This is a genomic window from Allorhizobium sp. DMC15 (assembly GCF_056314065.1).
In genome coordinates this window covers 953247-964640 of sequence record NZ_JBQUZB010000001.1, presented here as the reverse complement: position 1 = coordinate 964640, position 11394 = coordinate 953247, and the positions used below count along the sequence as shown (strand labels likewise).

Here is an 11394-nt window from a genome sequence, read left to right as displayed (position 1 = left end):
GAATTGGGCTCTGCGGATCAGAACTCGGTCCAGTCCTGCTGAACCGGTGCAGCCGCCGGAGTAGCGGGCTGGCTTGCCGCAAACGCGCGGCTGAGCTTGCCGGCGAGAGCGCGGGCAGGTGACGGCGCGGCCATATGGGAGCCGGAGGCGGGCTTCGGCTGAGACCGCACAGGAGGGGCTGCTGGCGACGGCGCCGCTCGACCAGAGGCGGTCGCGCCGGAGAACCGCACCGGAGCGGAAGCAGCGGCAGAGCCGCCCTGCCCCAGACGGAACTGGGCAAGCAGCGTGTTCAGCGAGTCCGCTTCGGCGGCGAGCGCATGGGAGGCGGCCGTCTGCTGTTCCACCATGGCGGCGTTCTGCTGGGTGCCCTGGTCCATGGCGGTCACGGCGAGGTTGATTTCCTGCAGGCCGGTCGATTGTTCGCGGGCAGCCGTGACGATCGCCTGCACGTGATGGCTGATTTCCTGGACGGCACCGACGATTTTCTCAAGCTCTGTCCCGGTTTCGCCAACCAGTGCCACGCCGTTGCCGACCTGGGCTGTGGAGTTGGCGATCAGCGACTTGATCTCGCGGGCGGCATTCGCCGACCGTTGGGCAAGTTCGCGCACTTCCTGGGCCACAACCGCAAAACCCTTGCCGGCTTCTCCGGCACGGGCCGCTTCGACACCGGCGTTGAGGGCGAGGAGGTTGGTCTGAAACGCAATGTCCTCGATCACCCCGATGATGTTGGAGATCGACTGTGAGGACTGTTCGATACCAGACATGGCCGCGACAGCGGAGCGCACGACTTCGCCCGAGCGCTCTGCACCGGCGCGCGTCCGTTCGACCAGTTGACCGACGTCCTCGGCGCGCTGGGCCGTGTCCTTGACGGTGGTCGTGACTTCCTCGACGGCTGCGGCCGTCTGCTCGACGGAGGCGGCCTGTTGTTCCGTGCGTTTGGCAAGATCGTCGGCTGAGGCACGGATTTCGGCAGCGCCAGCATTGATGGCCTTGGCGTTGTCTCCGACGGTGCGAAGCGCGGCCTGCAACTTGTCGACGGAATCGTTGAAACTGCCGCGCAGGCTGTCGAGGCGCGGCGCAAAGGGACGTTCCAGCCGCAAGGCGACATCGCCATTGGCAAGCGCAGTCAGCCCCTTCTCCAGTTCGGCCATGGCGAAACGGATTTCCTCGGCTTCGCTCGCCTTTTCCGCTTCCGTCTTCTGGCGCTCGACTTCGGCCTGTTCACGCATCGAGCGGCGCTCCTCGGCCATCCGGGCGCTTTCGATCGCGGCATCCTTGAAGACAAGAACGGCCTTGGCCATCCGGCCGACTTCGTCGCCGCGATCCACAGCGGGGACCTCGACCTGATGATCACCCGCCGCCAAGCGTCCCATGGCATCGGTCATGCCGGTGATCGGGGTGACGATGGACCGGGCCAGCAGCCAGATCAGGCCGACGGCAAAGACGCCGGCAACGGCGGCGCCCAGGATCAACGCGAGTTCAAGGGCATGATGCGCATAATCAAGCTGTGCGCGAATGGCGGTCGTGCGTTCCGCGAGAAGGGTTTTGATGTCGGCCGCAGCATTGCGGAACTGGTCCAGTTCGCCGACACCATCTACCTTGCCGATGGCGGCAATTTCAGGGATCCCGAGCGTGCCTGCCTTGCGGGCGGCGATTTGCGGATCCGCGACGTTTTTGCCGTAGTCTTGTGCGGCGACGCGCATAGCCTCGATCTTGCCGAGCAGCGCCTCGTCACCGGCCGCCAATGTCGCAGCTTCGGCCAGCGCCGTCTGCAAGGCCTTGCCCTGCGTTTCGACGGCGGCCAATGTCGTGTCACTGCCCGTCAGGATGTAGCCCCGCTCGTTTGCCGCCTGCTCCGCCATGGCGGTCATTGCGGCATCCACGAAGTTGACGATGCGCTGGGCGCGGTCCTGGTCGACGATCGCGTTCTTTGCCGTATAGGCCTGCACGAACACGACAACCGATGCCAGGAAACATCCCGCCATGATGGTGCAGAAGGTCAGGATGAGCTTTTTGCTAAGAGACAGGTTGTTGAGCGACATGGGCCTTAACTTTCGGTCATGACTTTCGGGCCTGCGCACCCGCTGGTTCGGGGCGCATGGCGGCAAGCGATGCCACAGGCATCGCCGAAGGGAGCACGTAAATGATCAATCCGGGGTTCGCGCAGCCGTCATGGCGCACTCAGGGGGAAGCCGGACGCATCCGATCGGCGCGATAGTGTCGAAAACGGTTTTACAACCCGTTACCAAATCATGGCTGATTGGCTGGTTTCCAGTCTTTGCTGGAGACGACCATCAGGATGTCGAGATCGCGCGACGGCACGAAATCCTTGGCACGCATCTCGAAGGTCGTCGGTCCGGTCTTCTTGATGCCCTCGCCACAGAAGCTGATGATGTGGTTTGGGTTGCCCTTGTCCACGGTCAGGTGAAAATCCTCGATGGGACCGAACCAGTTGTTGCCGGTCATCAGGATGTAGGACAGCCACTGCTCGAAATAGTAGAGACCGGCGTCGAAGTTCTGCGATTTTTGCAGTTTGATCGCCGTCCTCATGAAATCGTCGTCGAGGCAGTAGCGTTTTTTGTAGTCTTCGAACAGCTCGTCGGGTTTGTCCTCGTAGATGAAGGATAGACCTGAGATACCGCCGACGCTGGGGCGATAGGTGTGCTCGACCTCGACGTCTTCACCAGCCGGGAAGGTCGTTTCCCACCAGTAGACGGACTCCAGCTCCCAGGCGGGCACGTATTCCGGCTTTCCTTCACCGTAGTCCATGTCGGCGACAAGACCCTTGGTCAACCAGTCCTTGAGCACAGTCTCATCAAGACCCGCGACGGCCTTCCGGGCCTTGTCCGACAGCGGCTGCAACGGAACCCCCTGCGCCTCGAGCTCCTCGGTGAAGTCGATGCCCTGAACGACGGCTCGTTGCTGAAGGTTCGGTTCGATCGTCTCGCCGTCCTGCACGACCGAGAAACCCATGAAGTTGTCGCTCTGCTCGTCTGGCACCGCGGCCATGATTTCGATCGGCCCACCGATCTTGGGCATGGGAAAGGCGACGATCGTGCTCACGTCCGTGTCGCCGGTGTTGCGATAGGTGTATTTGACGTCGACGCGCTCGGGAGAGATGTAGAGATCCTCCCGCGCCATCGTCACCTGTTGCGTGTGGGTGAAGACGAGACCACCGGCTCCGAGCACGGCCATCGTATCGTTGGCAAAGGCACCCGTCGCGATGGCCGCCTGTAGTACAGTTGCCAAGGTCGCAGTGATCGCCAGTGCCTTCATCGTCCGTCTTCCTCATCACGCAAGCCATGGAACATTGTGCCCAGACTAGAGAGCGCCTTCCGCTGCGGTCAATGGCGGTTTCAAACCAAGTGTGGGTAAAACCGCGGGATTCGGGAAGCCCCTCACCCATCGCTAAAACTGTTCTCCAGACAACGAAACGCCCCCGCTCTCGGCGGGGGCGCCTCTACTGCGAATTCCGCGATCAGAACTCGCTCCATTCCTGCTTCATCGCCAGATTGCCCTGGACGGCGGTGGCGGGGCGGCGGAGTTGTTCGCTACCTGGCCGAGACCGCGCTGCGCGGGCTTCGTTGGGCCCGCCGGCGCTTTCCTGCCCCGACAGCTTGAACTGGGCGACCAGCGAGCGCAGTCGTGCCGCTTCCTGGGCGAGCGCGGCAGAGGCTGCCGTCGACTGCTCGACCATGGCTGCGTTCTGCTGCGTCGTCTGGTCCATCTGGTTGACGGCAGAATTGACCTCCGCAAGGCCGGTCGACTGCTCACGGGCGGAGCCTGCGATGGCATCCATCAACGTGTTGATCTGCACGACATATTCGCCGATCGCCTTTAGGGCGGTGCCGGTCTCACCGACCAGCGCCACGCCGGAGCTGACCTGGGTACCGGACGCGGTGATGAGAGCCTTGATCTCCTTGGCCGCCTGGGCTGAACGCTGGGCCAGTTCGCGGACTTCCTGGGCAACGACGGCAAAACCCTTGCCGGCTTCCCCGGCGCGCGCTGCTTCGACACCCGCATTGAGCGCCAGGAGATTGGTCTGGAAGGCAATCTCGTCAATCACGCCGATGATGTTGGAAATCTGCTGCGAGCTGTCCTCGATGCGCCGCATGGCTTCGACCGCCTGAGAGACAACCTGCGCAGAACGGGCCGCGTTCTCGTTTGCCAGGACTGCCACGCTGCGGGCTTCCTCCGTCCGCTGGGAGGAGTTGCGAACATTGACCGTGATCTGATCCAGGGCGGCTGCGGTTTCCTCAAGCGACGCGGCCTGCTGTTCCGTGCGCTTGGACAGATCGCTTGCGCCGGCTGAAATCTCACGGGTGCCGCTGTCCATGCTCGTCACGCTGTTCAGGACCGCGCCAATGGTGGACGCGAGTTGCTGCAGCGACGCATTGAAGTTCTGCCGCAGGGGTTCGTAGTCCTCCGCAAACGTCTCCGTCAGCTGGAAGGAGATGTCGCCCTGCGCCAGGCGCTGCAGACCGTTGCCCAGCGTTTCGGTGGCGAAGCGCAGCTTTTCGGCTTCTTCCTGGATGCGCCGCTGATTGGCAAGACGCGCCTCCTCAGTCTGACCACGGGCGGCGGCGGCCTCGTCCTCAAGCTTGCGGTTGGCAATGGCGTTCTGACGGAACACCTCCACCGCAGCGGCCATCTCACCGACCTCGTCCTTACGTCCAACACCCGGCACGCCAACATTGGTGTCTCCAGCGGCCAGCACACGCATGGAACCGGCAATGCGCACAAGGGGGGACACCAGGCTCTTCTGAAGCAGAACCAGCACGCCGACGACCGCAATGATCATGGCTGCAGCACCTGCGAGGATGGTCTTGCGCGCGCCATCTGCCGCATCGCTGGCAGCCGCGGAACGATCGGTCAGGAGAGCGGCTTCATCGCCGGCGATTTCGGCAGCCTTGGCGCGTATGCCGTCCATCCACTTCTTGCCTGCTCCGCCGATTTCCATGGCGCGTGCCTGTTCGACGGTCGCCGGATCCTTCATGAGTGCGATCTCTTTGGAGGCAACCTCTTCGGTCCAACCTTTGACCAGAGCATCGAGCTCGGCGAAACGCTTCTGCTGTGTCGCATTGTCAGACGTGAGCTGAACCGCCTTCTCGAAGGCTTCCTTGTAGTTCTTCGAACCAGCCTCGTAGGGGGCAAGGAAGGCCTCGTCTCCGGACAGAAGATAACCGCGCACGCCCGTCTCGCGATCAACCATCGCTGCAACGATCGCGTTGACCCGATCCAACACTTCATACGTGTGCACCGTCCAGCCGTTCGCCGTCTGTTGAAACGAAAGGGAGGACCAGCTCAGGGCATTGACGACAACACTGATGACGATGACCAGTGCGAAAGCGCAGATCATCTTGGCAATCGTGCGCATGTTGTTGAGTAGAACCATAATCACGCTCCGGGGAGGTCACATATTCGGCAAAAGCCCGTCGATCGAGGCAGACGATCACTGCAGGGTTGATTGATCAGCGCAAGAAATCGCTGACATGTTGTCTATCTTGGCTGGAAGACAGCATGCTCCTGCCGCCAAGGGAAATGGCCACGTAGCCTCATCATTGAGAACGGTGGCAGGTGAAAACCCTCAGAAATCGAAGGCCTGATAACGTTACCTTAGGCGTCATTCGTAAACACATCCCTAAATTCGCGTATTCTGATTAGTTGTTAAGCAGGCATAATTCGACTATTGCCGCCAAAGCCCAAAAAAGAGCCAGCTTGTGACAGGTTCCAGTTAAAATGAAGCCCTCCGGGCCCGAAACCGGAGGGCTTCAGTGTGTCTGCGGTCCGGAGGGGAAGGGAGCGCGCAGGGTTCGTACCGGTCGACGATCGCTTGGGAGGAGGAGATCTATATCGGCCGACGAGGGAATATTAGCGCTTGACGATTAAATCTTTCCTAATGAAACCCCGGATCAAGCTATCAAACGCTGCGCAACCCGCCGACTAGAGCTGCAGCGGGCAAGACAGGGGCGCCAAGGTCAGAAAAAGACTTGCGCCGCAACGCGTCAACGATCATTGACGGGACATGAGACATTTGCCCGAACCCCAGCGCCTCGACCAGCTTCTGGTCGCCCTCGACCTCTTTGCCAGCCGCTCCCGCGCGCGTGATGCGATCCAGCGCGGCACCGTGAAGGTGGACGGCAAAGTCGTCACCAAACCCAGCCTCGTCTTTGCCGCAACCCACCAGTTCACCATCGACGATCCGGCGCAGGATTATGTGTCGCGGGCGGCGCTGAAGCTGGTCGCGGGGCTCGACCATTTCGGGCTCTCGCCCGAAGGCTGCGACTGTCTCGATGTCGGGGCATCGACCGGTGGCTTCACGGAAGTGCTTCTGAAGCGTGGCGCAGCACACGTCGTCTCGGTGGATGTCGGCCATGGCCAGTTCCATCCGCGGCTCGCGGCCGATCCGCGCGTCACCAATATCGAGGGGCTTAACGCCCGCTATATGGAAGCGGAAGATATTGACGACCGGCCGATCGATTTCGTCGTCTCGGATGTTTCCTTCATCTCGCTGAAGCTCGCGCTGGTGCCAGCGCTGGAGCTTGCCGAGCCGGGCGCGCATTGCCTGCTGCTGGTCAAGCCGCAATTCGAGGCCGGGCGCGAGGCGATCAGCAAGGCGGGCCTGCTGAAGGAGCCGGAAACGGCACCGCTGGTGGCAGCGGAGCTGGAACGCTGGCTGACAGAAGACATGGGCTGGACGAGCCTCGGACTCATCCCCTCGCCCATCTCCGGTGGAGACGGCAACGAGGAGTTTCTGCTCGCCGGTGTGAAGCCGCTCGATGCACAGCGCCACGCTGGCGACGACGATGATCTCGATGACGATGTCGACGGCGACGGCGACCTCGGTGACGAAGGGGACGAGGCATGAGCGCGGACAGCGTCACCATCGCCAGTCTCGGTGCCAAGGGCGACGGGGTCGCGCATGGTCCCGACGGCCCCGTCTTCGTGCCCTTCGCCCTGCCGGGGGAAACCGTCGCCATTGCGCGGGTAAAGAACGAGGGCACGATCATGTCGTTTGCCTCGACCTCGCCCGATCGCGTCGCGCCGCCTTGCAAGCATTTCGGACCCGACGGGGTCGGTGGCGTCTGTGGCGGCTGCTCGCTGCAGCATCTGGCCAAGGCTCCCTACAACGACTTCAAGCGACAGATCGTGATCGATGCGCTGAAATCGAAGGGGCTGGACGTGCCGGTCGGCAAGATCTTCGAGGCTCATCCGCATCAGCGGCGGCGCCTCGTCTTCACCGCCCGGCGGCGTGAGCATGGTCTGGTGATGGGCTTCATGCAGGCCGAGACGCATCACGTCGTGCGGGTGGAGGAATGTCCCATCGCGTCGGACGGGCTGATCTCCCGGCTGGACGCGATCAAGATCATCGCCAATGCCTGCGGTGCCGAACACTTCCGCATCACCGTGACTGAGACACTCACCGGTCTCGACATCTCGCTCGACGGGCTGCGCGGCGGGCTTGGCGATCAGGCGCGGCGCGCCGTTACCAATGCCGTGATCAAGCTGAAGAGCATTGCCCGCGTTTCGGCCAATGGCGAAATCGTCATCGAGCCGCACAAACCGCTGCTCGATTTCGACGGCGCAAGGGTCGTGCTGCCGCCAGGGGGCTTTACCCAGGCGACGCTGGAAGCCGAAGCCCATATGGCAGAACTTGCGATTGCCCATATCGGCAAGGCGAAGAAGGTCGCGGATCTCTTTTCTGGGGTCGGAACGTTTGCGCTGCGCATCGCCCGCAAAGCGAGCGTGTTCGCCGTCGAGTCCGACGAGAAGGCAATCAAGGCGCTCGATCAGGGTGCGCGCATGACGCAAGGACTGAAGCCCGTCAGCATCGAGCGGCGCGACCTCTTCCGCCGGCCGCTGATGACGTCGGAGTTCAAGAGCTTCGACGCTGTGGTCTTCGACCCTCCGCGCGCCGGCGCCGAAGCCCAGTGTCTCGAACTGGCGAAATCGCAGGTGAAGAAGATCGTTGCGATCAGTTGCAACCCGCTGACGCTGGCCCGCGATCTCGCGATCCTGACCGCCGGTGGCTACCGGATCGACACCGTGACGCCCATCGACCAGTTCCTCTGGTCGCCGCATGTCGAGGCGGTGGCGACGCTGACGAAGGGCTGAGGCCGCTCAGTAGGTATAGAGCGTGCCCGAACCGGTGACGTTGGAGCAGCGGCATTTGCCACCGACGCGGCCGGGCTTAGCCGGGCATTGGGCCTGGCCGGTGCCGCCGATCATGTCGGACTGATCGATGACGCAGACATAGCGCTGCGGGCGGACATAAGGTTGGCGGGGCCGGTTGGATTCGCTCTGGATGATGTCGTTATCGTCGTTGCTGTCGACAAAAACGAGGGCGGCCTTTCCTGGCTGCCCCGGCATCACCGACATGGGGCCGGCATGGGCGGAGAAAGCGGCCATCATCAGGCCGATTGCGACACAGAACACACGCAACATGGAAACCTCGAAACCGGAAATGAACAGGTCAAACGCCCGACAGGCGTACTTGTTGCGACCCTAGGCCGAAAAGGCTGAACAGAGGCTGAACCGGCGCTGACAGTAACGCCGGCAACGCCGGGCCCTCAGCGCCCCTTCATGAAGGCTTCGAAGGCAGCCCTTGCTTCGGCGCTCTTCAGCTGGGCGACGAAGTGGACGAGTTCTTCCTGCATGCGGGCGCGCACCTCCTCGGCACTGCCCTTGACCAGCGCGCGGGCGATCTTCATCGCCGCCGGGGGCTTCGCGGCAAGCGAAGATGCGAGCTTCAGCGTTTCCGCCTCCACCTGATCCGGCGCGACCACTTTCCAGATCAGGCCTGCCTCCCGGGCCTGTTCGGCGGAGAAACCTTCACTGGCGGCGAGCATGGCAAAGGCGCGCTGATGGCCCATGATGCGCGGGGCAATCAGGCTGGAGGCGGCTTCCGGGACCAGCGCCAGATCGACGAAGGGGGTCTTGAACAGGCTGCGGTCGGAGGCGACCGTCAGGTCGCAATGCATGTGCAGCGTCGTGCCGATCCCAATGGCCAGACCGTCGACGCCCGAGACCAGCGGCTTGGTGACTTCGGTCAGCGCTTTCAACAAGCCGAAAGCGGCAGGTTCGCCGACGGCGCCGGCCATGGCGAAGCCCAAGAAATCGGCCATGTCATTGCCGGCGGAGAAGCAACCTTCGGTGCCGAGGAAGACCATGGCGCGGATCGTGTTCTCCTGCTCGCCTTCGAGCAGGCCCGCGGTCAGCTTCTGGTACATGGCCTGCGTGATGGCGTTTTTCTTGTCCGGCCGGTTGAAGCGCAGGACGAGGACGCCGGGATGGGCTTCTGGGCGGGTGATCTCAATGTGGTCGGTCATCTCGGCTTCCTCGGGTGGTCCCCACCCTCCCCTTGAGGGGGAGGGTCGGAGCGCAGCTCCGGGGTGGGGTGATCAACGACATATGCTGGTTGTGGCAGGGTCACCCCCACCCGCCGCTTTGCGGCGACCTCCCCCCTCAAGGGGGAGGTGGGAGCTTATGCAAACAGTGCCCTGGCTGCATTGAGGCTTGCCTCGCCGTTGATGACGCGGTCCTTGAGGGCAGCAGTCTCGGCGATCAGGTTCTCGGCGGCGAAGCGGCACAGGGCCAGGCGGTTGTCGCGGCCGTGTTCCTCGTCGGCAAGGGCGCCCTTGGCGAGGTAGACACCGGTCAAAGCGAGACCGAAAAGGCGCTGGTAGGGTGTGGCTCCGGCCAGCGCTGCAGACGCATTGCCAGCAGCGAGCTGCGAGAGCAGCCATTCGGTGGTGTCTTCGAGATCGGCGAGGCTCGCATCGAGGCGGGCGGCCGTCTCGCCAAACCCTTCGAGATTGGAGGCGCGGACGGCGTTCACCACCTGCTTCAGCTCGGTGATGTAACCGCGCACATGGTTGCCGTTGGAGAGCGGCAGCTTGCGGGTCACGAGGTCGGCGGCCTGGATGCCGTTGGTGCCCTCATAGATCGGCGCAATGCGGCTGTCGCGCCAGTAGCGGGCGGCACCCGTTTCCTCGATGAAACCCATGCCGCCATGGGTCTGGATACCGAGCGAGGCGACATCGACGCCAGCATCTGTGGCGAAAGACTTTGCGATCGGGGTCAGCAAGGCGGCCCGCTCGGCCCAATGGCGAGCCTCATCGCCTTCGGCATGATGGCTCATGTCGGTGGCGTGGGCGCAGACATAGCAGATGGCGCGCGAACCTTGCGTCAGCGCCTTCATCGTCACCAGCATGCGGGCGACATCCGGATGCTCGATGATCGGCGACATGCCCTGCCCCGTCCAGCCGGGCGCCTTGCCCTGGGTGCGCTCCTTGGCATACTGCACGGCCTTCTGGGTGGCGGCTTCGCAGATGGCAACACCCTGCATGCCGACGGCCAGGCGGGCATTGTTCATCATGGTGAACATGCAGGCGAGGCCCTTGTTCTCCTCGCCGATCAGCCAGCCGATCGCGCCCGGCTCGTCGCCATACTTGCCGTCGCCATAGATCATGGTGCAGGTCGGCGAGCCGTGGATGCCGAGCTTGTGCTCCAGCGAATGGCAGTGGAGGTCGTTGCGGGCACCGAGCGAGCCGTCGTCGTTGACGAGGTATTTCGGCACGAGGAAGAGCGAGATGCCGCGTGTGCCGGCGGGTGCATCGGGAAGACGCGCGAGAACGAGATGGATGATGTTCTCGGTGATCTCGTGCTCGCCCCAGGTGATGAAGATCTTCTGGCCGAAGATACGGTAGGTGCCGTCATCGCGACGCTCGGCGCGGGACTTCATGACGCCGAGATCGGAGCCGGCATGGGGTTCGGTGAGGTTCATGGTGCCGGTCCATTCGCCGGAGACCATTTTCGGCAAATACTTCGCCTTCAATTCCTCGGAACCGTGCGCGGTGACGGCATCGACGGCGCCCATGGTCAGCGTCGGTCCGAGCGCAAAGCCCATGGAGCCGGAATTCCACATTTCGAGTGCGGCGACGTTCAGCATATGCGGAAGCCCCTGCCCGCCGAAATCCTCGGACGCCGTCAGAGAGTTCCAGCCGCCTTCGGCCCAGGCGCGGTAGAGATTGTCCCAGCCGTCGGGAACGATCACCTTGCCATCGACCATGCGGGCGCCCTGTTTGTCGCCAATTTCGGCGAGCGGGGCGACCTCATCGGAGGCGAAGCGGCCGGCTTCGGTCAAGATCGCGTCGACGAGGTCATCGCTGAGATCCCCCAGCTTGCCATCGTCAATAGCTTTCGAGAGCCCAGCGACATGCTTGAGGGTGAACGCGATCTCTTCTACGGGCGCCTTGTACATGACGTGCTCCTCCAACTGGCGTATGCTCGTGGCCACGCCCAGTCTCCCACCCAGGAGGCGCGGCTTATTCTTCTCTTTGGCTAATTGATTTTTACGTAAACGTCAAATCTTTTGCATGCGTCATGCCGTCC

8 protein-coding genes are annotated in these 11394 nt (G+C 62.9%); 2 read left to right on the top strand and 6 right to left on the bottom strand.

Annotation, left to right across the window (positions count from 1 at the left end; all coding sequences use genetic code 11):
- Nucleotides 1-17 precede the first annotated feature (17 nt).
- The 3 genes from ACT53S_RS04630 to ACT53S_RS04620 all read right to left on the bottom strand — a co-directional run bounded on the left by ACT53S_RS04630 (nucleotide 18) and on the right by ACT53S_RS04620 (nucleotide 5395).
- On the bottom strand, nucleotides 18-2042 hold the full coding sequence (locus ACT53S_RS04630; RefSeq protein ID WP_476066082.1) for a methyl-accepting chemotaxis protein: 2025 nt from the start codon (nucleotides 2040-2042) through the stop codon (nucleotides 18-20).
- Between the two features lie 208 nt (nucleotides 2043-2250).
- A complete protein-coding gene (locus ACT53S_RS04625) occupies nucleotides 2251-3276 on the bottom strand; it encodes a DUF4424 domain-containing protein (protein WP_476066081.1) in 1026 nt (341 codons plus the stop codon).
- Nucleotides 3277-3478: 202 nt separating this feature from the next.
- Nucleotides 3479-5395 carry a methyl-accepting chemotaxis protein gene (locus tag ACT53S_RS04620; RefSeq protein ID WP_476066080.1) on the bottom strand — a complete coding sequence of 639 codons (1917 nt, stop codon included), beginning with the start codon at nucleotides 5393-5395 and terminating at the stop codon, nucleotides 3479-3481.
- 630 nt (nucleotides 5396-6025) lie between these two features.
- On the opposite strand from ACT53S_RS04620, the gene ACT53S_RS04615 reads away from it, so the two are divergent.
- Nucleotides 6026-6868: a TlyA family RNA methyltransferase gene (locus tag ACT53S_RS04615; RefSeq protein WP_476066079.1), complete on the top strand. Its 843-nt coding sequence runs from the start codon at nucleotides 6026-6028 to the stop codon at nucleotides 6866-6868.
- Entirely contained in the window at nucleotides 6865-8115 is a 1251-nt protein-coding gene (locus ACT53S_RS04610) for a class I SAM-dependent RNA methyltransferase (RefSeq protein ID WP_476066078.1), read from the top strand. The genes ACT53S_RS04615 and ACT53S_RS04610 overlap by 4 nt, the downstream gene beginning before the upstream one ends.
- A 6-nt stretch (nucleotides 8116-8121) precedes the next feature.
- On the opposite strand, the gene ACT53S_RS04605 is transcribed toward ACT53S_RS04610, so the two are convergent.
- From ACT53S_RS04605 to ACT53S_RS04595, 3 genes are all read right to left on the bottom strand, one after another.
- Nucleotides 8122-8445 carry a hypothetical protein gene (locus ACT53S_RS04605; protein WP_476066077.1) on the bottom strand — a complete coding sequence of 108 codons (324 nt, stop codon included), beginning with the start codon at nucleotides 8443-8445 and terminating at the stop codon, nucleotides 8122-8124.
- A 125-nt stretch (nucleotides 8446-8570) separates the two neighbouring features.
- Complete coding sequence (locus ACT53S_RS04600) at nucleotides 8571-9329, bottom strand: crotonase/enoyl-CoA hydratase family protein (protein WP_476066076.1); 759 nt, start codon at nucleotides 9327-9329, stop codon at nucleotides 8571-8573.
- A 155-nt stretch (nucleotides 9330-9484) separates the two neighbouring features.
- Nucleotides 9485-11263 carry an acyl-CoA dehydrogenase gene (locus ACT53S_RS04595; RefSeq protein ID WP_476066637.1) on the bottom strand — a complete coding sequence of 593 codons (1779 nt, stop codon included), beginning with the start codon at nucleotides 11261-11263 and terminating at the stop codon, nucleotides 9485-9487.
- Nucleotides 11264-11394: the final 131 nt, after the last annotated feature.

Coding starts and splice junctions, on each gene's coding strand:
- ACT53S_RS04625 (WP_476066081.1), bottom strand. CDS start 3,276: ATGAAGGCACTGGCGATCACTGCGACCTTGGCAACTGTACTACAGGCG.
- ACT53S_RS04615 (WP_476066079.1), top strand. CDS start 6,026: ATGAGACATTTGCCCGAACCCCAGCGCCTCGACCAGCTTCTGGTCGCC.
- ACT53S_RS04630 (WP_476066082.1), bottom strand. CDS start 2,042: ATGTCGCTCAACAACCTGTCTCTTAGCAAAAAGCTCATCCTGACCTTC.
- ACT53S_RS04610 (WP_476066078.1), top strand. CDS start 6,865: ATGAGCGCGGACAGCGTCACCATCGCCAGTCTCGGTGCCAAGGGCGAC.
- ACT53S_RS04595 (WP_476066637.1), bottom strand. CDS start 11,263: ATGTACAAGGCGCCCGTAGAAGAGATCGCGTTCACCCTCAAGCATGTC.
- ACT53S_RS04620 (WP_476066080.1), bottom strand. CDS start 5,395: ATGGTTCTACTCAACAACATGCGCACGATTGCCAAGATGATCTGCGCT.
- ACT53S_RS04600 (WP_476066076.1), bottom strand. CDS start 9,329: ATGACCGACCACATTGAGATCACCCGCCCAGAAGCCCATCCCGGCGTC.
- ACT53S_RS04605 (WP_476066077.1), bottom strand. CDS start 8,445: ATGTTGCGTGTGTTCTGTGTCGCAATCGGCCTGATGATGGCCGCTTTC.